General features: G+C 68.6%; 22 protein-coding genes and 1 riboswitch. Of the genes, 13 read left to right on the forward strand and 9 right to left on the reverse strand.

Going from position 1 to position 23,173, the window contains the following annotated elements:
- Window positions 1-14 precede the first annotated feature (14 nt).
- A complete protein-coding gene (locus AC1VNM_RS23325; protein WP_377161644.1) occupies window positions 15-707 on the reverse strand; it encodes a helix-turn-helix transcriptional regulator in 693 nt (230 codons plus the stop codon).
- Window positions 708-769: 62 nt separating this feature from the next.
- Here AC1VNM_RS23325 and AC1VNM_RS23330 point away from each other — a divergent pair, with 62 nt between their 5' ends.
- Window positions 770-2,077, forward strand: coding sequence for an NAD(P)/FAD-dependent oxidoreductase (locus AC1VNM_RS23330; RefSeq protein WP_483108480.1), 1,308 nt, complete (start codon window positions 770-772; stop codon window positions 2,075-2,077).
- Between the two features lie 28 nt (window positions 2,078-2,105).
- On the opposite strand, the gene AC1VNM_RS23335 is transcribed toward AC1VNM_RS23330, so the two are convergent.
- Entirely contained in the window at window positions 2,106-2,489 is a 384-nt protein-coding gene (locus AC1VNM_RS23335; RefSeq protein WP_483109320.1) for a VOC family protein, read from the reverse strand.
- A 199-nt stretch (window positions 2,490-2,688) separates the two neighbouring features.
- Here AC1VNM_RS23335 and AC1VNM_RS23340 point away from each other — a divergent pair, with 199 nt between their 5' ends.
- The 3 genes from AC1VNM_RS23340 (at window position 2,689) to AC1VNM_RS23350 (ending at window position 6,145) form a co-directional block, all read left to right on the forward strand.
- Entirely contained in the window at window positions 2,689-3,966 is a 1,278-nt protein-coding gene (locus tag AC1VNM_RS23340) for a M16 family metallopeptidase (protein ID WP_483108481.1), read from the forward strand.
- Complete coding sequence (locus AC1VNM_RS23345) at window positions 3,963-5,375, forward strand: M16 family metallopeptidase (RefSeq protein WP_483108482.1); 1,413 nt, start codon at window positions 3,963-3,965, stop codon at window positions 5,373-5,375. The genes AC1VNM_RS23340 and AC1VNM_RS23345 overlap by 4 nt, the downstream gene beginning before the upstream one ends.
- Window positions 5,355-5,488, forward strand: a riboswitch (yybP-ykoY riboswitch). It overlaps the preceding gene by 21 nt.
- Window positions 5,489-5,566: 78 nt before the next feature.
- The gene (locus AC1VNM_RS23350) at window positions 5,567-6,145 is read left to right on the forward strand and encodes a TMEM165/GDT1 family protein (protein WP_377158503.1); all 579 of its coding nucleotides are present in this window, start codon (window positions 5,567-5,569) and stop codon (window positions 6,143-6,145) included.
- Between the two features lie 461 nt (window positions 6,146-6,606).
- Here the strand turns inward: AC1VNM_RS23350 and glpK are convergent, their stop codons facing one another.
- On the reverse strand, window positions 6,607-8,100 hold the full coding sequence (gene glpK, locus AC1VNM_RS23355; RefSeq protein ID WP_483108483.1) for a glycerol kinase GlpK: 1,494 nt from the start codon (window positions 8,098-8,100) through the stop codon (window positions 6,607-6,609).
- A 56-nt stretch (window positions 8,101-8,156) separates the two neighbouring features.
- On the reverse strand, window positions 8,157-8,921 hold the full coding sequence (locus AC1VNM_RS23360) for a DeoR/GlpR family DNA-binding transcription regulator (protein WP_483108484.1): 765 nt from the start codon (window positions 8,919-8,921) through the stop codon (window positions 8,157-8,159).
- Window positions 8,922-9,176: 255 nt separating this feature from the next.
- On the opposite strand from AC1VNM_RS23360, the gene glpD reads away from it, so the two are divergent.
- The 7 genes from glpD to AC1VNM_RS23395 all read left to right on the forward strand — a co-directional run bounded on the left by glpD (window position 9,177) and on the right by AC1VNM_RS23395 (window position 17,060).
- Window positions 9,177-10,760, forward strand: coding sequence for a glycerol-3-phosphate dehydrogenase (glpD, locus tag AC1VNM_RS23365; protein ID WP_377161640.1), 1,584 nt, complete (start codon window positions 9,177-9,179; stop codon window positions 10,758-10,760).
- A gap of 105 nt (window positions 10,761-10,865) precedes the next feature.
- Window positions 10,866-11,936 carry an ABC transporter ATP-binding protein gene (locus AC1VNM_RS23370; protein ID WP_483108485.1) on the forward strand — a complete coding sequence of 357 codons (1,071 nt, stop codon included), beginning with the start codon at window positions 10,866-10,868 and terminating at the stop codon, window positions 11,934-11,936.
- Window positions 11,936-13,111, forward strand: a complete 1,176-nt coding sequence (locus tag AC1VNM_RS23375; protein WP_483108486.1) for an ABC transporter ATP-binding protein — start codon at window positions 11,936-11,938, stop codon at window positions 13,109-13,111. Before AC1VNM_RS23370 ends, AC1VNM_RS23375 begins: the two co-directional genes overlap by 1 nt.
- Complete coding sequence (locus AC1VNM_RS23380) at window positions 13,108-13,992, forward strand: carbohydrate ABC transporter permease (RefSeq protein WP_483108487.1); 885 nt, start codon at window positions 13,108-13,110, stop codon at window positions 13,990-13,992. The genes AC1VNM_RS23375 and AC1VNM_RS23380 overlap by 4 nt, the downstream gene beginning before the upstream one ends.
- Entirely contained in the window at window positions 13,985-14,797 is an 813-nt protein-coding gene (locus AC1VNM_RS23385) for a carbohydrate ABC transporter permease (RefSeq protein ID WP_297526369.1), read from the forward strand. Before AC1VNM_RS23380 ends, AC1VNM_RS23385 begins: the two co-directional genes overlap by 8 nt.
- 118 nt (window positions 14,798-14,915) lie before the next feature.
- Entirely contained in the window at window positions 14,916-15,224 is a 309-nt protein-coding gene (locus AC1VNM_RS23390; RefSeq protein ID WP_483108488.1) for a DUF2160 domain-containing protein, read from the forward strand.
- Between the two features lie 99 nt (window positions 15,225-15,323).
- A complete protein-coding gene (locus AC1VNM_RS23395; protein WP_067279460.1) occupies window positions 15,324-17,060 on the forward strand; it encodes an ABC transporter substrate-binding protein in 1,737 nt (578 codons plus the stop codon).
- Between the two features lie 80 nt (window positions 17,061-17,140).
- On the opposite strand, the gene AC1VNM_RS23400 is transcribed toward AC1VNM_RS23395, so the two are convergent.
- Entirely contained in the window at window positions 17,141-18,130 is a 990-nt protein-coding gene (locus AC1VNM_RS23400) for a hypothetical protein (RefSeq protein ID WP_483108489.1), read from the reverse strand.
- A gap of 193 nt (window positions 18,131-18,323) precedes the next feature.
- On the opposite strand from AC1VNM_RS23400, the gene AC1VNM_RS23405 reads away from it, so the two are divergent.
- Window positions 18,324-18,800 (forward strand): tellurite resistance TerB family protein, encoded by a 477-nt coding sequence (locus AC1VNM_RS23405; protein ID WP_483108490.1) that lies wholly within the window; start codon window positions 18,324-18,326, stop codon window positions 18,798-18,800.
- Window positions 18,801-18,887: 87 nt separating this feature from the next.
- Here AC1VNM_RS23405 and AC1VNM_RS23410 read toward each other — a convergent pair whose 3' ends face one another.
- From AC1VNM_RS23410 to AC1VNM_RS23420, 3 genes are all read right to left on the reverse strand, one after another.
- Window positions 18,888-20,864 carry an RDD family protein gene (locus tag AC1VNM_RS23410; RefSeq protein ID WP_483108491.1) on the reverse strand — a complete coding sequence of 659 codons (1,977 nt, stop codon included), beginning with the start codon at window positions 20,862-20,864 and terminating at the stop codon, window positions 18,888-18,890.
- Between the two features lie 93 nt (window positions 20,865-20,957).
- Window positions 20,958-21,281 (reverse strand): hypothetical protein, encoded by a 324-nt coding sequence (locus tag AC1VNM_RS23415; RefSeq protein ID WP_483108492.1) that lies wholly within the window; start codon window positions 21,279-21,281, stop codon window positions 20,958-20,960.
- A 154-nt stretch (window positions 21,282-21,435) separates the two neighbouring features.
- A complete protein-coding gene (locus AC1VNM_RS23420; protein ID WP_483108493.1) occupies window positions 21,436-21,960 on the reverse strand; it encodes an outer membrane protein assembly factor BamE in 525 nt (174 codons plus the stop codon).
- A 63-nt stretch (window positions 21,961-22,023) separates the two neighbouring features.
- Between AC1VNM_RS23420 and AC1VNM_RS23425 the strand changes: the two genes are divergently transcribed.
- Window positions 22,024-22,626: a hypothetical protein gene (locus tag AC1VNM_RS23425; RefSeq protein WP_377158487.1), complete on the forward strand. Its 603-nt coding sequence runs from the start codon at window positions 22,024-22,026 to the stop codon at window positions 22,624-22,626.
- 140 nt (window positions 22,627-22,766) lie between these two features.
- Here AC1VNM_RS23425 and AC1VNM_RS23430 read toward each other — a convergent pair whose 3' ends face one another.
- Complete coding sequence (locus AC1VNM_RS23430; RefSeq protein WP_377158485.1) at window positions 22,767-23,147, reverse strand: hypothetical protein; 381 nt, start codon at window positions 23,145-23,147, stop codon at window positions 22,767-22,769.
- Between the last annotated feature and the right edge of the window lie 26 nt (window positions 23,148-23,173).

The following is a 23,173-nucleotide window of genomic DNA, read 5'->3' on the forward strand; positions in this document are numbered from 1 at the left end:
CCGGTCCGTTCGGACTAGGCCCAGTTCTCGCGCGCGTTCTCGCGCCGCTGCAGATCGGCGAGCGTCTTGCCGGGCTCGTCGCGGAAGCGCTCTTCCGTCATCTCGAGCTGCTGCACGCGGTCGACGCGGAAGCTGCGGAAATCCTCTCTCAACTCGCACCAGGCGGAGAAGGTCCACACCGGTCCCCAGAAGAAGCAGGCCAGCGGCCGCACGAGGCGCGTGCTGGTCTGGTCGCTGAGGTCGAGGTAGTGCAGGCGCAGCTTGGTGCGGGATTCGGTGGCCTGGCGCAGGTGGGTGAGGCGCTCGCGGGTGGCGTCGTCGAGGCCGCGCTGCGGCGCGTAGACGGTGAGGCTTTCGGCCGCCGCGCGCGCCGTGCCGGGCAGCACCGCGAAGATCTTGCCGAGCGCCTCCTCCGCGCGCTGGCCGAGCACCGCGTCGAGCTGCGGCTGCGCCAGCCGTACCGCGGCGACCAGCGACTGGGCTTCCTCGGCGCTGAACATCAGCGGCGGCAATTCGAAGCCCACCCGCATGCGGTAACCGACGCCCGCCTCGCCGTCGATCGGCACGCCCTGCTGCTGCAGCGCGGCGACGTCGCGGTAGACGGTGCGGATCGACACCTCCAGCCGCTGGGAGAGGAACTCGGCCGTCGTGAGACGGCGTCCACGGATGAGTTGGACGATCTGGAACAGGCGGTCGGCGCGGCGCATCCGATGATTGTCGGCCATGGGCATGACCTGTCCAGGTCGTCATCCCCGCTACGATGTGTCGCATGGCTGACCCACATGTTGTGCTTCCCCATGTCGTGATCGTCGGTTGCGGTTTTGGCGGCCTGGAGGCCACCAAGGTCCTCGACGGCGCGCCGGTCCGCGTCACGCTGATCGATCGCAGCAACCACCACCTATTCCAGCCGCTGCTGTACCAGGTCGCGACGGCAGGGCTGTCCGCGCCGTCGATCGCCTCGCCGATCCGCCACATGCGGCGGCACCAGCGCAATCTCACGGTGCTGATGGCCGACGTCGAGGCCGTCCACAAGGACGCGCGGGAGATCGTGCTCGCCGATGGCCAGCGCGTGGGGTATGACCAATTGATCGTGGCCGCCGGCGCCACGCACAGCTACTTCGGCAACGACCAGTGGCAGGCGCACGCGCCCGGACTGAAGACGCTGGCTGACGCCTTCCAGCTGCGGGCCCGGCTGCTGAGCGCCTTCGAGCGCGCCGAGACACTGCCCGATGCCGCCAGCCGCGCGCCGTGGCTGAACTTCGTCGTCATCGGCGGCGGGCCGACCGGGGTCGAGATGGCCGGCACGCTGGCCGAGATCGCCCGCCACACGCTGCGCGACGAATTCCGCCGCATCGATCCCAGCCGCGCGCAGGTGCTGCTGGTCGAGGGCTCGGACCGGATCCTGGCGGCGTTCAAGCCGGCGCAGTCGGCGCAGGCCCAGGCGCAGCTGGAACGCATCGGCGTGGTGGTGCGGACCGGCTGCCGCGTCGTCGGCATCGACGAGGCGGGCGTCGACCTCCAGACCGCCGATGGCGGCACGGAACGCATCGCGTCGCGGACCAAGGTCTGGGCGGCCGGGGTGGCGGCGTCGCCGCTGGCCCGCACGCTGGAGGTGCCGCTCGATCGCGCGGGTCGCGTGGTCGTCGACGAGCACATGAACATCCCCGGCCATCCGGAGATCTACGTCGTCGGCGACATGGCCGCGGCGACCAGCCTCGAGAAGGACGGCAGCCGCAAGCCGGTGCCCGGCGTCAGCCCCGGTGCGAAGCAGGCCGGCCGGCATGCCGCGCGGCAGATCCTGGCGCGGATGCAAGGGCGTTCGGAGCCGCCGTTCCATTACCGCGATTACGGCAACCTCGCGACGATCGGCCGCAAGGCGGCCGTCGCCGACCTGGGGACGATCCAGTTCAGCGGCTTCTCCGCGTGGCTGTTCTGGCTGTTCGTGCACGTGTACTTCCTGATCGGCTTCCGCAACCGCGTCCGCGTCTTCGCGGATTGGGCCTGGGCCTACTTCACCTTCCAGCGCCACGCCCGGATCGTGGTCGAGCCGCGCCCGGGCGTTGGAGACGACGCGTAGGACGCGTCGGCAGCGTTCAGGTGGGCGTTCAGATGGGCGTGCAGATCTCGACCAGCGTCCCGTCGGGACATCGGACGTAGGCCACCACCTGGCCCCAGGGCTTGGTCATCGGCGGGGTCAGGCCTTGCGCGCCGGCGGCCAGCGCCAGGGCGTAGGCGGCGGGGACGTCCTGCGTGGAGAGTCCGATCTCCATGCCCAGGGGCGCGCCGTCCTCGGCTTTCCGGTAGTCCTGGCCGAGATTGCCGCGCGCGATGTCGTGCCGCGCGAAGGACAGGGTCGTGGCGCCGGTCTCCAGCTCGCCATAGGCGCCGGACTCGTGCAGGAAACGTCGCCGGAGCCCGAAGGCGCGCTCGAAGAAGTCCAGCGACGCACCCACGTCCTCGACGTAGACGATCGTGTAGGCGAAGTTCAAGGCGCTCATGGCGGGCTCTCCGTGGAAGGACGATGACAGCGGGGCACATGTCCCCTGCGCGCGGGGCGTCGGCGCGAGCCGGCTCCCCCGTCGCCCTGACCGAGGCCCCCCGATTCGGGTGGGCCATCGTGTAGGACGACGTCGCGTCCATGATGCGGACCGGCTGCTGACAGCGGATTGGCAGCTAGGATTGCCGCCCATGAGTGCCCCGTCCCTCGAGCCGCAACGGCTTCCCAACGGCCTGCTCTGGCTGGCGCGTCCGGTCGCAAGCACGCAGGCGGCGGTGCGCGTCGTCTACCGTTGCGGCGGACGCGACGATCCCACCGGCCGCAGCGGCATGACGCATCTGGTGCTGCGACTCGTCGCCGGCGCCAGCCGTTACCTGGAGCCCGGCCAGTTCAACCGGCTGGTCGCTTCGGCCGGCGGTCGCAGCGGCATCGAGATCGACGAGGACTTCGCCGCGCTGCAGACCGTCGTGCCCGCGCATCAGCTCGAACGCGTGCTGTGGGCCGAGGCCGAACGCATGAGCAACCCGCGGCTGGAGCCGGACGCGCTCGCCACCGCGCGGCAACAGCTGCGCCAGGCGGTGCAGGCGCCGCAGCTCCATCCCTATGCGCGGCTGGACCTCGCCGTCCAGCGCCACGGCTACCTGACGCATCCGTACCAGCGCGGCGCGCTCGGCGACCCGGAGCAGCTCAAGGACCTGGACATCGACACCGTGCGGGCCTTCCATGCCAACCGCTTCAGCTGCGACCGCGCATTGCTCGTCGTCACGGGCGCGTTCGATGAAGCGGCCGTCGCGCGCTGGGTGATGCATTACTTCGGCTCGATCCGGCCGCCGATGCCGCCCGCGACGGCGCCCGAGCCGGTCGACGTTCGCGAGTCGCGCCGCCCTCAGAGTCAGACTCAGAAACTGTCGCTCGCGCAGGCGCCGCTGCCGGCCGCCGCGCTGGTCTGGCAGGTGCCGCGCGCCGACGATCCGACCCTGCCGATCTGGCAGCTCGCCCACGCGCTGCTCGGACTGGGTCGTTCCGGCCGGCTGATCGACACGCTGGTCGACGAGAAGGCGCTGGCGCATCAGCTCAGCCTGCGTCTGGACACGCATCGGGACGCGGGGCTGCTGGTCGCGCAGGCGCTGGCGGCCCACGGGCAGACGTCCGCGCCGGTGGCGCAGGCCCTGCAGCAGGAAGTGCTGCGCCTGGCCGACGAGCCGGTGACCGACGAGGAACTCAACAAGGCCAAGGCGCTGCTGCGGCGCCAGACCTTGTCGGACGACTGGACCGCGGACCGCCTGGCGCGTTCGCTCGGCACGGCCTGGGCGGTGCGGGGCGACGCCGGCGCACCGGCCAAGGACATGGCGACGTGGGTCAAGCTGAGCGGTGCCGAGGTGCAGCAGTTCTGGCGCAAACAGGTCGTGCAGGCGCCCGTGCTGACGCTGCTGGCGGACATCGGCGCCGCCGCGGGGGTCGCCGCATGACGGTCGATCTGAGCCGCCGGGGGCTGATGCTCGGCACGGCGATCGTGTCGGGATCGACGGCCTGGCCGGCGTTGGCGCAGGATGGTTTCGACCGACCGCCCGAGGCGCCTTCGGCCCCGGCGCCGCAGCCGTTGCCGCTCGAGCAGACGAAGCTCGCGAACGGATTGCGCGTCATCGTGCTGCCGCGTCCCGGCGCGCCGCGCACGGCGGTCCGACTGATCGGCGAAGGCGGCTGGCTGCGCGACCCGGCGGGCAAGGACGGTCTGGCGGAGGTGGCGTTGTCGATGCTGGCGCAAGGCGCGAAGCGCGACGGCGAGGAGATGGAATCCGCCGACATCGCCTATGCGGGCGACCTGCTGGGCCTGCCGCTGCGGCTGGAGTTGACGCCGTCGACGGCGGAGATCGTGCTGGAGGCTTTGCCCGATCAGTGCGACGACGCGGTCAACCTGCTGGCGGACCTGACGCAGCGGCCGCTGCTCGCCTTCGAATCGCTCGAGCACATCCGCAGCCGCGCCATCGATGCGCTGGTGCTGCGTCGCGCCGATGCGCTGCTGCTCGCGCCGTGGGCGGCGCGGCGGCAGTTCCGGGGCCGCGCGCAGCCGGTGCAGACCACGGCCAGCCTGAAGCGGCTGCGCCGCGAGGACGTGCTGGCCTTCCACCGCCAGTACTGGCGGCCGGAGCGCGCGGTGCTGCTGTTCACCGGCGACCTGAGCTTGCAGACGGCGCGCGGGCTAGCCGAGGACTTCATGGGCGGCTGGCGCGTGCCGAAGGTGCCGGCGACCGGTCCGACGCCGGCGGTGGCGCTGCCCGCCGCGGCGCCCACGCCGGCGATCGCGCAGTTCCTGCCGCTGCCGCAGGGGCAGGGCTGCCGGCTGATCGTGCAGACGCCGGTGCCGCGCGGCACGCCGCCCGCTTTGCGCGAGCTGGCGCGCACGCTGATGCATCAACGGCTCGCGGCGCGGCTGCCGTGGCCGTGGGAGAGTGAGATGGAGTCCCTCGGCGGCGCGTTGTGCTGGCGGCTGAGCGTGACCTTGCCGGCGTCGGCGGTGCCGGAGCAGCTCACGCTGTTGCGCGAGCAACTGCCATTGCTCGCGGCCGAGGCGGTGACGCCGGAGGACCTGGCGCTCGCGCAGGCACTGGCACAAGGGGACTGGGAGTTCGAGCTCACCGAAGCGCCGGATGCGCTGCTGGCGCAGGCGCTGGCGGTGGGGGAACTCGAGGACTGCGTCCACTGGCCGCAGCGCGTGCGCGCAGTGAGCGCGCCGGTGCTGCAGCTGCTGATGGCGTCCAGCTGGCGCGAAGGCCGCACACATCTGCTGCTGCTGGGCGACGCGGGGTCGCCGGAGCCGGCGCAGCGCGCGTGGCCGGGGCTGGCCTTGACTACAATGCGGGCTGTCATTGGGGAGTAGCCGCTGCACCCCGCCCGTCGCCCGACGGGCCGATTCAGCAGACCCGCGTCAACAGACTTGAGCCTTGGCTCATGGCGCGAGGTAGCCAGGAACCCACCGGTTCCCAGCCTGGCGAGACCTTTGACCATGTCCCCGGACTTTGCGGCCGGCGGTGACGTGGTCATTGGTTCGTCTCGGCCGCTGAGTCTTTCATGGAAGCCTTCCTCATCTCCACCGGCCTCGTGGCCCTCGCCGAAATCGGCGACAAGACCCAGTTGCTGGCCTTCATCCTGGCGGCGCGCTTCCGCAAGCCGGGACCGATCGTGCTGGGCATCCTGATCGCGACCTTGGTCAATCACGCTTGTGCGGGTGCTGTCGGCAGCTGGATCACGACGCAGGTGTCGCCGCAGACGCTGCGCTGGGTGCTGGGTGTGGGCTTCATCGCGATGGCGGCGTGGACGCTGATCCCCGACAAGATCGACGAAGAGGAGACCGGCGGCAAGTTCCGCCTGGGCGTGCTGGGCACGACGATCGTGGCCTTCTTCCTGGCCGAGATGGGCGACAAGACGCAGATCGCCACAGTGGCGCTGGCGGCGCGCTTCAACGACCTGTGGATGGTGGTCGCGGGCACGACCCTCGGCATGATGATCGCCAACGTGCCGGCGGTGCTGGTGGGCGACAAGCTCGCGCACAAGCTGCCGGTGCGGCTGGTTCACGGCATCGCGGCGATCATCTTCGCGGTGCTGGGGGTGCTCACGCTTCTGGGGGCAGGGGAGTCGCTGGGGCTGTGAGGCCCCTGTTGTCATCGCGATAGCGTGCGCGCACGCGAGGTAACTCACCAACCGACCGGAGATAGCTCTCGACCACCGCCTCGCCGATTCCGTCGTTCATCTCCTCGATCGTCAACGGGCGACCGAATCGGTTGGGCTGAGGACCTTCGCCAAGCGGAGGCCTGGGTCTGATGTAGAAGAGAAACTCGTCGTCACTGAGCGACGAGAACTCCACTTGGTCACCGGGCTCCAGATGGAACTCTTTCAATACTTGGTCAGGTATCGTGACTCGATTGCATTCATCGATCGTTGCAAACGGACCTATTTCGCGGAAGTGAAATTTGGGCATCGGCAGATTCAAGCTCTCAATGGAAGAAGCTCGCAACTCTAGGCACGCCGATTCCGTCTGGCACTTCCTCAAACTTGTCATTGAGGGGTGAAGACCTGACCCCCTGAATGGGGCCTTCCGAAGAGGGGGCCGTTCAGCGCGCCGAGGCCTGCCTCACCGCGCGTTCCCACTGCGCCATCAGCGTCTCGGCGCGGTCGCGCGACATGGTCGGGCGGAAGGTGCGCTCCGTCTGCCAGTTGCGGCCGATGTCGCCGAGGTTGCCGTAGACGCCCGCCGTGAGGCCGGCGAGGTAGGCCGCGCCGAGCGCCGTCGTCTCGATCACCTTCGGACGCACGACCGGGATGCCGAGCAGGTCCGCCTGGAACTGCATCAGCAGGTCGTTCACGCACGCGCCGCCGTCGACGCGCAGCTCGCTCACCGGCGCGCCGCCGGCCGCGACGGCATCGCGGCTCATCGCCTGCAGCAGCGCCGCGCTCTGGAACGCGATGCTCTCCAGCGCCGCGCGCGCGATGTGCGCCACTGTCGATCCGCGCGTGAGGCCCACGATGGCGCCGCGTGCCTCCGCGTCCCAGTAGGGCGCGCCCAGGCCAGTGAAGGCCGGCACGAACATCACGCCGCCCGCGTCGGGAACGCTCTCCGCGAGCCCCTGCACCTCGCCGCTGCCCTTGATCGCGTTCAGCCCGTCGCGCAGCCACTGCACCACCGCGCCGCCGATGAAGACGCTGCCTTCGAGCGCGTACTGCGGCGTCGCGTCGATCTGCGCCGCGCTCGTCGTGATCAGCCCGTTCGCGCTGGTCTGGAAGCGCGGCCCCGTGTGCATCAGCATGAAGCAGCCGGTGCCGTAGGTGTTCTTGGCCATGCCCGCCTCGAAGCAGGCCTGGCCGAACAGCGCGCTCTGCTGGTCGCCGCCGATGCCGCCGATCATCAGCGCCGTGCCGAGATGCTCCGGCGCGACACGGCCGAAGTCCGAAGCCGACGGCTTCACCTCGGGCAGCAGCGATTTCGGAATGCGCAGCAGCGCGAGCAGCGCTTCATCCCATTGGTTCTCACGCACGTTGAACAGCATCGTGCGCGACGCGTTGCTCACGTCGGTGACGTGCACCTCGCCGTTCGTGAGCTTCCAGATCAGCCAGCTGTCGATCGTGCCGAAGGCGAGCTCGCCGCGCTCCGCCGCGTCACGCGCGCCAGCGACGTTGTCGAGGATCCACTGCAGCTTCGTCCCCGAGAAGTACGCGTCGACCACCAGCCCCGTCTTCTCCTGGATGCGCGCGCCGTGGCCCTGCTCGCGCAGCGCGGCGCATTGCGGCTCGGCCCGCCGGTCCTGCCAGACGATCGCGTGATGGATCGGCCGGCCGGTCTTGCGGTTCCACACCAGCGTCGTCTCCCGCTGGTTGGTGATGCCGATCGCCTTCACCTCGGCGGCTTTCAGCGACGCCTTGGTCAGCACCTCGCGGGCGACGGCAAGCTGCGTCTCCCAGATTTCATCGGCATCGTGCTCGACCCAGCCGGGCTGCGGATAGATCTGGCGGAACTCGCGCTGCGCCATCGCGACGATGCGCCCCTGCGCGTCGAAGACGATCGCGCGCGAACTCGAGGTGCCCTGGTCCAGGGCCAGCAGATAGGTCATGGCTTGTCTCGCTCGTTGTGTTCTTGAACTGCCTTTGGAAAGAACCCGTCGCGATGCTACGGCGCGACCACGAGCTCCACGCCCGCATCGGCCATCAGCGCGGGGAAGGGCTCCGGCGGCGGCTCGTCGGTGTACAGCGCGTCGATCTGCGGCAGGCGGGCCACCTCGGCCATCGCCGGCCGGTTGAACTTGGTCGCGTCCGCCGCGACCCACACCTCGCGCGAATGCTCGACGATGGTCCGCGCGACCATCACCTCGCGATAGTCGAAGTCGCGCAGGCTGCCGTCGGACTCGATGCCCGAGATGCCGATCAGCCCGATGTCCACCTTGAACTGGCGGATGAAGTCGACCGCCGCCTCGCCGACGATGCCGCGGTCGCGGTGCCGCACCGAGCCGCCGACCATCACCAGCTCGCAGTCCGGGTTGTCGCTCAGGATCATCGCGACGTTCAGGTTGTTCGTGATCACCCGCAGGCCCTTGTGGCGCAGCAGCGCGTGCGCCACCGCCTCCGTCGTTGTCCCCAGGTTCAGGATCAGCGAGCAGCCGGCGGGGATGCGCGCCGCGATGGCGCGCGCGATGCGCGCCTTGCCGTCGGCCTGCATGGCCTGGCGTTGGCGGTAGGCGATGTTCTCCGTGGTCGACGACGGCACGCGCACGCCGCCGTGGAAGCGCTGCACCAGGCCGGCCTCGGCCAGGCGCTGCACGTCCCGGCGCACCGTCTGCAGCGTCACGCCGAACTTCTCGGCCAGCGCCTCGACGCTCACCGATCCATGGGCGCGCACCTCCTGCAGCAGATTGTTCTGACGAGGGTTCGGATTCATGGCGCGCAGGCTAAAGGAACCGAAACGAACAATTGATCGGGTTAACCCTCAATCGAAACGCGCATATTCGCGCTAAAAAGAAAAAAGAAGAACAGAATTGCGAACTTTCCAACGGCCATCGCAAGGTGGCCGTTTGACTGTCCGGCCAATTCGCTCCAAGGAGACACCTTGACCGCCGCCTCGATCCCCGAACCGATCTCCGTTGACCGCGCCTCCCTCGATGCAGGCGTCGCCGGCGCGCGCGACGCCGCCGGCGTGGGCGGCGCGATCGGTGACTGCGACGTGCTCGTCGTCGGCGGCGGCATCAACGGCGCCGGCATCGCGCGCGACCTGGCCGGCCGCGGCTGGAAGGTCGTGCTGGCGGAAGCCTCGGACTTCGCGGCGCACACGTCCTCGTCCTCGACCAAGCTGATCCATGGCGGGCTGCGCTACCTCGAGTACTACGAGTTCTCGCTCGTGCGCAAGGCACTGCAGGAGCGCGAAGTCCTGCTGCGCAGCGCCCCGCACATCATGTGGCCGCTGCGCTTCGTGATGCCGCACGACGCGGCGATGCGCCCGGCCTGGATGATCCGCATCGGCCTGTTCCTCTACGACCACCTGGCGCGGCGCGAGGTGCTGCCGGGCTCCGAGGGCGTGGACCTGCGGCGCTCGCCCTACGGCGAGCCGCTGAAGGCCGAGTACACGAAGGGCTTCGTCTATTCCGACGGCTGGGTCGACGACGCGCGGCTGGTGCTGCTGAACGCGCTCGACGCGCGTGAGCACGGCGCCGTGCTGCACACCCGCACGACGGTCACCGCCGCGCAGCGACACGCGGATCATTGGACCGCGACGCTGCGCTGTGCCGACGGCGACCGCACGCTGAAGGCGCGCGCGCTGGTCAACGCGGCGGGCCCTTGGGCCGAAGGCTTCCTGCGCGAGGTCGCCGCGCCCGCGCGTGGCGAGGCGCTCGCCACGAAGAGCCTGCGCCTGGTCAAGGGCAGCCACATCATCGTGCACAAGCGTTTCCAGCACGACCACGCCTACATCTTCCAGAACCCGGACAAGCGGATCATCTTCGCCATCCCCTACGAAGACGACTTCACGCTGATCGGCACGACCGACGTGGAGCTGGCGCCGGACGCGCTGGCGGGCTTTGGCAAGGCGCGCATCGACGAGCGCGAGATCGCCTACCTCTGCGAGCAGGCCAGCCGCTACTTCCGCGAGCCTGTGGTCGCGTCGGACGTGGTCTGGACCTACGCCGGCGTGCGGCCGCTGCTGGACGACGCGTCCGGCGATCCGTCGGCGGTGACGCGCGACTATCTGCTCGAGACCCACGCCGACGGCGGCGCGCCGCTGCTGAGCGTGTGGGGCGGCAAGATCACGACCTTCCGCAAGCTGGCGGAGGATGCGGCCGACCTGCTGGGTGACCTGCTCGGCGATCGGCGCCGGGCCTGGACCGAGCACGCCCATCTTCCCGGCGGCGACCTGCGCGACTGGATCGGCGCGCCGCAGCGGCCCGATACCGATTTCCAGCGCCTGCTGTCGGCCGTCGGCCAGCGCCATCCGTGGCTGCCGCCGTCGTTGGCGCGGCGCCTCGCGCGGGCCTACGGCGCGCGTCTCGGGCGCGTGCTCGGCGGCGCGGAGCGGATCGACGACCTTGGCCCGGAGATTGCCCCGGGGCTGCACCAGGCGGAACTCGAATACCTGGTCCGCGAGGAGTGGGCGCGCGCCGCGGACGACGTGCTGTGGCGCCGCTCCAAGCTGGGACTGCATTACACCGAGGCGCAGCGGATGGCGGTGGTCCAGTGGTTCGCCGAGCGCGAGCACCTCTGGGCCAAGCCGCCGGCCGCGGCGGCATGACCTGACCCCGGCGCGGGCGCCGATCCCGACTCCGATCGGGCAACCGATCCAGAGACCGATCCACAAGAACGACATGCGAAGAGACACCCCGATGGAGCCGACATCATGGAGCTGAGCTTGCGCGGCGTGAGCCACAAGGTCGGCGCGCAGCAACACCTGTACCCGATGGACCTGCGGCTGGTGCCGAACGCGGTCACCGTGCTGCTGGGCGCGACGCAGGCCGGCAAGACGACGCTGATGCGCCTGATGGCGGGCCTGGACAAGCCCAGCGACGGCAGCGTGACGGTCGACGGCACGGACGTCACCGGCTGGCCGGTGCGCAAGCGCGACGTCGCGATGGTCTACCAGCAGTTCATCAACTACCCGTCGATGAGCGTGCGCGACAACATCGCGTCTCCGCTGAAGCTGCGCGGCAAGCTCGATCGCGACGCCATCCGCAAGCGCGTCGACGAACTGGCCGACAAGCTGCACATCGAGATGCACCTCGACAAGCTGCCCGCGCAACTGTCCGGCGGCCAGCAGCAGCGCGTCGCGCTGGCGCGCGCGCTGGCCAAGCAGGCGCCGCTGATGCTGCTGGACGAGCCGCTGGTGAACCTCGACTACAAGCTGCGGGAGGAACTGCGCGAGGAACTCGGCCAGCTGTTCGCCGCCGGGGAGTCGACCGTGGTCTACGCGACGACCGAACCGGCGGAGGCGCTCCAGCTCGGCGGCTACACCGCGGTGATGGACGCCGGCGAGCTGCTGCAATACGGTCCGACCGCCGAGGTCTTCCACCGACCCGCGTCGCTGCGCGTCGCGCGGGCCTTCAGCGATCCGCCGATGAACCTCGTCATCGCCCAGGGACTCGGCGACCGGCTGCAACTGCGGCCGGGGCTCGACCTGGCGCTGCCGGGGCAGGGCGGCGTGACGGTGGGCGTGCGTGCCAGCGCGCTGCATGTCACGCAGCGGCCCGGCGACATCGCGATCAAGGGCGAGGTGGAACTGGCCGAGATCTCCGGCTCCGACACCTTCGTCCACGCCCACACCGAGGTCGGCGAACTCGTCGCGCAGCTGACCGGCGTGCACGACTTCGAGCTCGGCGCCCCGCTGACGCTGTACCTCAATGCCGCCCATGTCCACGTCTTCGACGCGGCCGGGTTGCTGACGCGCGCCCCCGAGCGCCAGGGAGCCCGCTGATGGCCCGCATCGACCTGGACCTCGCCCACGCGTACCGGCCCGATCCGAAGGAAGACAGCGACTACGCGCTGCTCCCGCTGAAGATGAGCTTCGAGGACGGCGGCGCCTATGCGCTGCTCGGCCCCTCGGGCTGCGGCAAGACGACGCTGCTGAACATCGTCTCCGGGCTGCTGCGGCCCTCGCAGGGCACCGTGCGCTTCGACGGCCGCGACGTCACCGGGCTGACGCCGCAGCAGCGCAACATCGCGCAGGTGTTCCAGTTCCCCGTCATCTACGACACGATGACGGTGGCCGAGAACCTCGCCTTCCCGCTGCGCAACCGCGGCGTGGCGGCGGACAAGATCAAGGCGCGCGTCGGGAAGATCGCGGAGATGCTCGAGCTCAACGGCCAGTTGAACCAGCGCGCCTCCGGGCTGTCCGCCGACGCCAAGCAGAAGATCTCGCTGGGCCGCGGGCTGGTGCGCGAGGACGTCTCGGCCGTGCTCTTCGACGAGCCGCTGACCGTCATCGATCCCCACCTGAAGTGGCAGCTGCGCCGCAAGCTCAAGCAGATCCACAACGAGCTCAAGCTCACGCTGATCTACGTCACCCACGACCAGGTCGAGGCGCTGACCTTCGCGGACCAGATCGTCGTCATGACGCGGGGTCGCGCGGTGCAGGTCGGCTCGGCGGGCGAGCTGTTTGAACGCCCGAGCCATCGCTTCGTCGGCCACTTCATCGGTTCGCCGGGCATGAACTTCCTGCCGGCGGCGCTGGAGGACGGCGGCGGACTGAGCGTCGCCGGGCAGCCGGTCGCCGGTTCGGTCGATCCCGTCGCCGGGGCCGCGCTCTCCCGGGCGGAGCCGTTCATGGTGGGCATCCGACCCGAATACGTCGAGGTCGACGATGTCGGTGACGGCGTGCCCGCGCTGCCGGGCACGGTGACCGGCGTGGTCAGCCAGGTCCAGGACATCGGCACCTACTGGCTGCTCACCGCCAAGGTGGGACCGCACACGCTGAAGGCGCGTCTGTCCGCCCATGCGCAGCCGCCCGCGGCCGGCGCCACGGTGGCCCTGCGCGTCCTCAATCCCCACACCTGTTTCTACGGTGCCGACGAGCGGCTGATCGCCGGCGCGGTACCCATGGCCGCGACCTTCGCGGCGATCACCTCGGGTGCTCCGGAGGGCCTCGCATGAAACCGATCAACCAGAAGGCCTGGTTCCTCGTCCTGCCCGTGTTCCTGTGCGTGGCCTTCTCGGCCATCCTGCCGCTGATGACGGTGGTGAACTACTCGGTCCAGGACATCATCTCGCCCGAGCGGCGCGTCTTCGTCGGCACCGAGTGGTTCGCCGCGGTGATGCGTGACGAGGAGCTCCACGGCGCGCTGCTGCGCCAGCTCGGCTTCTCGCTGGCGGTGCTGCTGGTCGAGATCCCGCTGGGCATCTGCCTGGCGCTGTCGATGCCGGCGCAGGGCTGGCGTTCGTCGCTGGTGCTGGTGATCGTCGCGCTGTCGCTGCTGATCCCGTGGAACGTCGTCGGCACCATCTGGCAGATCTACGGCCGCGCGGACATCGGGCTGCTCGGCGCGTCGCTGCAGGCGCTGGGCGTCGACTACAACTACACCGGCGATGCGACCGACGCGTGGATCACGGTGCTGGTCATGGATGTCTGGCACTGGACGCCACTGGTGGCCCTGCTGTGCTTCGCCGGACTGCGCTCCATCCCCGACGCCTACTACCAGGCCGCGCGCATCGACGGCGCCAGCAAGTTCGCCGTGTTCCGCTACATCCAGCTGCCCAAGATGCGGGGCGTGCTGATGATCGCGGTGCTGCTGCGCTTCATGGACAGCTTCATGATCTACACCGAGCCCTTCGTCCTCACCGGCGGCGGTCCCGGCAATGCGACGACCTTCCTCAGCCAGTACCTGACGCAGAAGGCGGTCGGCCAGTTCGACCTCGGCCCGGCGGCGGCGTTCTCGCTGATCTACTTCCTGATCATCCTGCTGCTGTGCTTCATCCTCTACAACTGGATGCAGTCGCTCGGCACGCAAGACAAAACGGAGAGCGCTCATGGATGAACGCCGTTTCCGCAAGCGCACGATCTTCCTGATCGCGTACCTGCTCTTCGCGCTGCTGCCCATCTACTGGATGGTCAACATGAGCTTCAAGACCAACGAGGAGATCCTCTCCAGCTTCAGCCTCTGGCCGCAGCACTTCTCGTTGGCCAGCTACAAGACCATCTTCACCGACCCGTCCTGGTACAGCGGCTACATCAACAGCCTGATCTACGTCGGCATCAACATGGTGATCTCGGTCAGCGTGGCGCTGCCGGCCGCCTATGCGTTCAGCCGCTACTCGTTCCTCGGCGACAAGCACGTCTTCTTCTGGCTGCTGACCAACCGCATGACGCCGCCGGCGGTGTTCCTGCTGCCGTTCTTCCAGCTGTACACGACGCTGGGGCTGATGGACACGCACATCGCGGTCGCGCTGGCGCATCTGCTGTTCAACGTGCCACTGGCGGTGTGGATCCTGGAAGGCTTCATGAGCGGCATCCCGCGCGAGATCGACGAGACCGCCTACATCGACGGCTACAGCTTCCCGCGCTTCTTCCTGACCGTGTTCCTGCCGCTGATCAAGGCGGGCGTGGGCGTGGCGGCGTTCTTCTGCTTCATGTTCTCGTGGGTGGAACTGCTGCTGGCGCGCACGCTGACCAGCGTCAACGCCAAGCCCATCGTCGCGACGATGACGCGTACCGTCAGCGCCTCCGGCATGGACTGGGCGACGCTGGCCGCGGCCGGCACGCTGACGATCGTGCCGGGCGCGATCGTCATCTGGTTTGTCCGGCACTACATCGCAAAAGGCTTTGCGATGGGCAGAGTATGACCACCCCCTACCGCCTACGGCGGCCCCCTCAAGGGGGCGCACCCGATGGCCCGGCGGAGCCCGGTCCATGGGTGCCGCTTGACGACGGCCGGGCTGACGCCGGCCAAAAGGAGTTCTGATGTTCGATTGGATGGTGTGGACGACCCCGGTCGCCGTCTTCTTCACCTGCGTGGTGTTGATGCTGATCGGCATGACGGTGTGGGAGATCAAGTCGCCGACGACGCTGCGCAAGGGCTGGCTGCCGATGCGCACGACGCGCGGCGACCGGCTGTTCATCGGCCTGCTGACGGCCGCGTACATCAACCTGGCCTTCGTCGGCCTGGGCGCGAAGATGGCCGAGTGGTTCCAGCTCGAGGCCGAACCCAGCGTCTGGATCAGCTTCATCGCGTCGATGCTGGTGCTGGGCCTGATCCTGCGCAAGGGATGATCGAGTAGTTCAAGCTTCAAGGAATTCGGCTTCCCCGTTCCCCCGGAGCCGCGATTCGTCCTCATGCAGGGGGAGATTCGACAGACACAGGAGACAAGCGTGAACAAGAGCAAGTATTCCGCGCTGGCCGTGGCCGCATTGCTGGCGTTGGGAGCAAACGCCGCGTGGGCCGGCGAGGCCGAGGCGAAGAAGTGGATCGACAGCGAATTCCAGCCGTCGACCCTGTCCAAGGACAAGCAGACGGCCGAGATGAAGTGGTTCATCGAGGCGGCCAAGAAGCTCCAGGCCAAGGGCGTGAAGGAGATCTCGGTGGTGTCCGAGACGCTGACCACGCACGAGTACGAGAGCAAGGTGCTGGCCAAGGCCTTCGCCGAGATCACCGGCATCACGGTCAAGCACGACCTGATCCAGGAAGGCGACGTCGTCGAGAAGTTGCAGACCTCGATGCAGTCGGGCAAGAGCATCTACGACGGCTGGATCTCCGACTCCGACCTGATCGGCACGCACTACCGGTACGGGAAGATCATGAATCTTTCCGACTACATGACCGGCGCGGGCAAGGAGTGGACGAACCCGGGCCTGGACCTGAAGGACTTCATCGGCACCAGCTTCACGACGGCGCCGGACGGCAAGCTCTACCAGCTGCCCGACCAGCAGTTCGCCAACCTGTACTGGTTCCGCGCCGACCTGTTCGCGCGCAAGGACCTGCAGGACAAGTTCAAGGCCAAGTACGGCTACGACCTGGGCGTGCCGCTGAACTGGAGCGCCTACGAGGACATCGCCGCCTTCTTCTCCAACGACGTGAAGACGCTCGACGGCAAGCCGATCTACGGCCACATGGACTACGGCAAGAAGGACCCGTCGCTGGGCTGGCGCTTCACCGACGCGTGGCTGTCGATGGCCGGCGCGGCGGACAAGGGCATCCCCAACGGCATGCCGGTCGACGAGTGGGGCATCCGCGTCGCCGACGACAAGTGCACGCCGGTGGGCGCCTCGGTGGCGCGCGGCGGCGCGACCAACTCGCCGGCGGCGGTCTACGCGCTGACCAAGTACGTCGACTGGATGAAGAAGTACGCGCCCAAGGAAGCGACCGGGATGACCTTCGGGGAATCGGGCCCGGTGCCGGCGCAGGGTCAGATCGCGCAGCAGATCTTCTGGTACACGGCGTTCACGGCGGACATGGTCAAGCCGGGCCTGCCGGTGGTGAACGCGGACGGCACGCCGAAGTGGCGCATGGCGCCCGGCCCCAACGGGCCGTACTGGAAGGACGGCATGCAGAACGGCTACCAGGACGTGGGCAGCTGGACCTTCTTCAGCGGTCATGACGCCAACCGGACCGCGGCGGCCTGGCTGTACGCGCAGTTCGTGACGGCCAAGTCGGTGAGCTTGAAGAAGAGCATCCAGGGCCTGACCTTCATCCGCGACAGCGACATCCGCAGCGACTACTTCACCAAGAACGCCAACAAGTACGGCGGCCTGATCGAGTTCTATCGCTCGCCGGCGCGCGTGGCGTGGACGCCCACGGGCACGAACGTGCCGGACTATCCGAAGCTGGCGCAGCTGTGGTGGAAGAACGTGGCGCAGGCGGTGACCGGCGAGAAGACGCCGCAGGCCGCGATGGACACGCTGGCCGACGAGATGGACGCGGTGATGGCGCGGCTGGAGCGCGCCGGCATGGCCAAGTGCGCGCCCAAGCTCAACAAGAAGGAAGACCCGAAGAAGTGGCTGTCCGACAAGGGCGCGCCGTGGGCCAAGCTGGCCAACGAGAAGCCCAAGGGCGAGACCATCGCCTACGAGAAGCTGCTGAATGCGTGGAAGGATGGCAAGGTGCGGTGATCGCGCCGTCTATTCGCTTCATCCCATGAGGAAGGCCGCGCCCTCGGGCGCGGCCTTTGACTTTTCGCGTGATCCGCGAATCAGGGTGCGGTGCAGGTCGGGCGGTTGTTCGGGCAGATGTATTGCCAACTCACCACGGCCGTGTCGGTGAGGCTGGCACTGAAGCTGACCGCCTGGGAACTGACACTCCAGCTTAGCAAGGTGCCGACGAGTACGGTCTCGTGTGGCTCGCCCACGCCCGGCTTGACGTTGACCGGCGCCCAGGTGCCGAGGGACAGCGTCATGTCCGCGCCGGTCAGCAGGTAGGCGACGTTGTCGCGGACGAATTCGCGGAGCGGGAAGATGACCGTGCCGTCAGCCCGGGTGGGATTGGGCACGTTGGCCAGCAGGCGATCGAAACCGTTCTGGAAATTCACGTCGCGCAGGAAGAAGAACTTCGATGCGACCTCGTTGCTGAACTGCTTGATGCCGTTACCGACAGCGTCGTTGATCTTGCCCTCGATGACGTTGTTCAGCAGGTCACCCAGGAACGGCACCCAGCTCAGGCTGTTGTCGCAGATAGAGGTCGACGAGGAGGTGGCGGAGATGCCGAGACGCTCGTTGGTCGTTCCGCTGCCGTCGGAGCCGAACTGGGCCCGGATGGAGATGTCGCGCAGCGAGACGGTGACCTGGCAGGTGACGGTGACGCCGAACTCCTTGCGGGTGGCTCGGCCGACGCCGACGTATGTCGGACCGGTCAGGTCGCTCAGCACATAGCCGGAGCTCGGATAGAGGTGCAGGTTGTACGGACCGGTCAAGGTGCCGTTGATCAGGAAGCCGCCGTACTTCTCCTTGAGCAGCTTGTCGAGTTCGGCATTGATGCCGCTCTGCAGCGAGGCGGGCAGCGCCACGATGTCATTGGCGACGGTCGACAGGCCGTTACCGACCAGCCAGGGCTGGCGGTAGGAAGCGCTGCCACCGCCCACGGCCACGGTTGCTGTGTAGTAGCGGTCCTGGACGATGGGCTTGTAATCCGCATGAGCCAGCGGAGCGGCGAGCAGGACTGCCGCCAGTAGAACGATCTTCTTCAACACACTCTCCCTGTGAACGACGGCGGGACTGCCGTCGGGGCGGATGGTCGTGAAACTCAGGGAGGCGTGCCACTGTAAGGTGTGTCACCTCCCTTTGGGGGAGATTCGGTAGGGTGCGTGCCATCCATCCGACGGGCGGGCAACCTTAAGACGCACGTAAGGTCCGGCCCCCTGCGCGTGCCACCATGCAGACATGTTCAAGTCGCTCATGGACCTCTTCGACACGCTGGCGCCGGACGACGCGTTCGGCGGCTCGCGGGGCGGCGCGCCGTCGTTGCCGCTGGCGGCCGCGGTGCTGCTCGTCGAGGTGATGCGCTCCGACGCGGATTTCTCCGGCGTCGAGCGCTCGGCGGTGGGCAAGGCGCTCACCGTGCTGTTCGCGCTGTCCGAGGACGAGGCCGACGCGCTCACCGCGCAGGCCGAGCGCACCGCCCGCACGGCGTCCGACCTGTTCGCCTTCACCTCGCCGGTCGACGAGCGCTGGGAGATGCCCGCGAAGCTGCGCCTGGTCGAACTGATGTGGGGCGTGGCCTACGCCGACGGCAAGCTCGGCGACATCGAGCGCCACACGATGTGGCGCATCGCCGACCTGCTGCACATCCCGCAAGGCGCGTACCACCACGCACGGATCCGCGCGAAGGCGGCGGCCGGCCTCGGCGAGGACGACTGACCCGCTGCGCGCGCCGATTCGACGCCCGAAACGGAAAGGCCCTCCTGAGGAGGGCCTTCTTCGTGGGCACTCCGCGCGGTCGCGGGGTCAGCGCGCGTTCTGGAACACCACCCGCTCCGCCAGCTCGCGCGGCGCGCCCACGGTCCGGCGCTGGATGTGGTCCAACACCTGACCGGCACGCTCGCATGTGATGGGCGCGGGGCCGGCATTGCCGTCGGTCCACAGCTTGGAGAACGCGCCGGGGGCCGTGGCGCCGACAGTGCGGGTCACGACCTCGAGTTCCAGCGGCGTCGCTTGCGGCGCGCGGGCACGCGTGGGGAGGGCTTCCCCCGCTGCGTCGGTCAGCCAGAGGGCTTCGAGTGCCATGGCGTCCTCCGGCAGCAGCCGGCGCGGCACGGGGGAGCCGGACAACCAGGACTGGCAGGTGTCGGCGCCCAGTGTCTGCGCGGCGGTCAGTTGCGCGCGCAGCACCTGCAGGTAGCGGCGGCGCAGGTCGCGCGATCCGTTCAGGAGCATCTCACGCACATTGGGGGCCAGCACGCTCTGTGCGGCGATCTGGGCCCCGGCGACGGCGTGCTCCGAGTCGCCCAGCGCGAGTTGCGCCGCGCGCATGCGGCCAGCGGCCTCGTCGATCAGGCCGGGGAAACGCTGGTCGAGCCGGAACCAGGCATCGCTGGCGCGCAGCGCGTTGACGTAGTCGCTCAGCGGCGCGTACTGGCCGGGCTTGTCGCCCTCGGGCAGGGCGACGTCCAGCGTCTTCGGTGGCGGTTGGATCAGCGAGTGACGCACCAGGTCGACGGGCGGCGGATACCACATGGTGCGCGACGGCGTGCTCAGCGTCTTCTGGATGAATTCCTCCGGCAGCTCCATGCGGCGATAGGTGCGCGCGAGCTCCTGGTTGGCGATCTCGTCGAAGGCCGGATTGAAGGTGCCGCTGCTGGCGCGGTGGAAGCCGAGCTGCGCGCCCGGCATCAGCTGGCGCTTGTTGCCGGCGAGGAAGACCAGCGTGCAGGCGCTCTCGCAATTGCCGATCGCGCGCGTGCCGACGCCGCGCTGGCGGATCAGCTGGACCATGCGTTCGGCTTCGGTCACGCGGCCGCCGGGCGAGGCGACCTCCAGCAGCCGCACGGCCGGCGAGGCTGCGAGCAGCGTGCCCAGCCGGCCGGCGTCCCCGGCGCCAATGGGGCCGTTGAGCTGCATCGTGCGGCCGTCGGTGCTCACGACCAGGCGCACGTTGCCGATCGGATCGATGCCGCGCGCGAGCTTCCACAGCTCGGGGAGTTCCCCGAACACGCCCAGCGCCAGCGAGAACGCGATCTGCAGGAACGACAACAGCAGGCACAGGCGGGCGAAACCGGAGATCAGGAAGGAGCCGCCGGCGTCGACATACCCGCGCACCGAGCGCCAGGTGCCGACGGCGCTCCAGATCTCGACGAGGATCAGCAGCGGCCAGACGATCAGCAGCGCGATCGCGACGCCCTGCAGGCCGTCGCTCTTGGTGGCGAGCCAGGCGACCAGGCCCTGCACGCCGGCGGCGAGGGGCCAGGTCAGGAGGACGTGGTTGATCCAGAAGCTCTGGGCCAGGCTCTGCTCGCCGCGCCAGTGGCTGGCGATGTAGCCGATGAGCAGGCCTTCCCCGTCGGCCGGGGCGGGCCGGCTGCGCTCGACGGCGGTGCGGGACAGACGGTCATGCCAGGTGCGTCCCTCGGCATCGACGCGCGCCCACAGGAAGCCGGCGAAGAGCGGGATCGCGGAGATCAGATACCCGACCCAGCGGATCACGGCCTGCACGGGGGTCGGGCGTCCGCCGCTGCGGGCGTCCACGACCTTGATGCCGGCGACGAGCTTGCCGGGCGTGGCGCCCTGCCAGGTCCAGAACGCGACGCAGACGATCAGCGGCAGCAGCCAGTTGATGGCGATGGTGCCGGGCCGCAGATCGTTCCACTTCGACACGGGGTCGCCGTACACGGCCCACATCAACAAGGTACTCGCGGCGATCATCAAAACGCCGTCGATGACCATGGCCAGTGCGCGGGGCGCCAGGCCGACGGATTGGTTCGACATCCTCTTCTCTCCCTCTTGGGCAGGAAGTGTAAAGAGGGTGTGAACGGCTTCGTGCGTCAGCTCGACGACAGCGCGGGAGCTGTATTCATTCCGTCACAGGCATGAGGGTGGGCCTTCCCCCTTTGGGAGGAGAGCAGGCGGCCTTCCGCGCAACGGCGGACCGCCCAGCATCGCGATCGCGGCGTCGGGGCGAACGATGCGCTTTGCTCGCTTGCCTGCTCGGACCGCATCGACTTCCACCTGAATCTGTTGCATGACCAGTTCTTCGAGGTCTTCTTCTTCCTTCAAGAAGGCTTGGAGATCTGCGACGTGGAGCTGTCTGCGGAACATCGTCTCCAGGCGATCAGGAGCGAACAGCCCGGCGCGCGCCGCCTCGCGCGCAAGAAGGGGCGGCAGTTGGATTTCAATGGAGGTCACGGGAGAGGTCCTTTCTCGCTGCCGTGGAATGGGCATCGCGATGGACCATCGTCCCCAAGACGACGTCCCGATTCAATGACTCGTCTTGCTACACAAGCAGCCTGAAGTTGCGAGGTCGTCGTCCGGATGGTGCGCCACCGCGACTGCGCGCCCTTCAGTCATCCCACAAGAAGCGCCGGTCCGGGTAGACCACGCTCTGCGAGGTGCGGACCACCACGCCGTTCTTGAAGTGGACGTTGAAGCGCAGCAGGTAGCCGTTCATCTCCGGCGGGATGTTCCAGTCCCAGACGTCCTCGCCGCTGAGCCTGAAGAACACGCGCTTGCGCTCCCGGCCGAGCATCCGCGTGACCTGGTCGGTCGTCAGGCCCGGTACGATGCGGGCGCGGCTCGCCGCGGACAGGCCGTCCGTCGTGCCGACCAGGCGGTCCTGCGCGTCCAGACGGACCATGTAGCAGGTCTGGCCGAACGGCTGGGTCGCGTACTCCAGCGTGCGGCCGCCGTCGGCCTCGGGCCAGACACGCGTCGGGGCGCCGTAGTACTGCTGCACGTCGGCGCTGGTCGTCACGCCGGCCCTCATCCGCTCATCCTTCACCGGCGTCGCGCAGCCGCTGAGAGCGACGGTCGCCACCACGGCCATCGTCGTGGCGCACACGGTGCCCAGGCTCGTCCATTCGCGCATCGTTGTCTCCTGCAAGGCGGAGCGGACATTGTGCGGCGATCGGGGCAGCGCACAATCCGCGCCATGTCGAGATCGCACATCCGGAAGGCGCTTGAGAACGCCGCCCTCGTCGCCTTCGCCGTGGCCGCAGGGCCGTCGCAGGCGCAAACGCCAGCGTCCGCTCCGACGCCCGCGCCAGCCACCGTGGCAAGCGGCGCGCCGTGCGTGCTGCTGTTCGGCCAGGGCCGCAACTTCGATCCCGACCAGCCCGCCGCCAACCGCCGCTGGGACGAGGCCAACGGGGCCTTCAACCTCGCCGCGCGCGAGCCGCTCGTGGCCGCGGGCCTGCCGGTGGTGAACGTGGTGCTGCCGGTGTCCGCGACGGATGTGCCACGCAATCTGCAGGGACTGGTGGCGGAGGTGCAGCGGCGCGGCTGCACGCGGGTGTTGGAGACGGCGGTGTTCGCCGATGCGGCGCAGGGCCTGCTGATCGCGCGGCTGCGCGTTTATCCGGTGCTGGGGATGCTCGGGCCGCAGGCGGCCGGCAGCGTGCCGAGGATCGGCGCGGTGGCCTACACGCAGCAGAAGGAATTCGCGCTCGACGCGCGCGTGATGGATCGGGTGAACCCGTCCCGGCTGGGACGGGTCATGGCGGAGGAGGCGCTCGGCGCGCTCCGGTCTCAATGATTTCTGGACAGCCCCAGGACGGGGGAGAACAGGTACTCCTCGACCCGGCGTTCCTCAAGCACCAGGTCCGCCTGCAGCGTCATGCCGGCAGGTAACGCAGGTGCGGTTCAGCGGCCTTCTGGAAGTATCCCGATCGGATCTCAGTGCGAGTCGTTCATCACCTGCGGGTCGCTGCTCGGATAGAGGCTCTGCACGCTGCCAGGCGTGGAGAACAGCAGTACGACGCCTTTGGTGATGACTGCATCCGTCGGCATCGTCACCGCCACCTCGTTTTCATCATTGGCAGGGCAGAAATTGCTGGCGTTCATTCCTGGCGTGGAGCCAATGGTCTTGAAGGTCGCGCCGATCAGCAGCAACCCGGTCGTGTCGGCTTGGCCAAAGGTGCACGCGCCGGACGTTGTAGGAATGTGAATCTCGGAACCTTCAATGGGCTGGGTAGCCTCCCGATCCTTGAAGTACTTGCAGTCGGCGAAGTTGCCGTCCGTACTGATGTTCGCCTCGACGTACACGTTGTAGGACATTTTTTTCCTCCTTGGGGTTGATTGCC

It is taken from the genome of Mitsuaria sp. MSU3D (assembly GCF_056867975.1).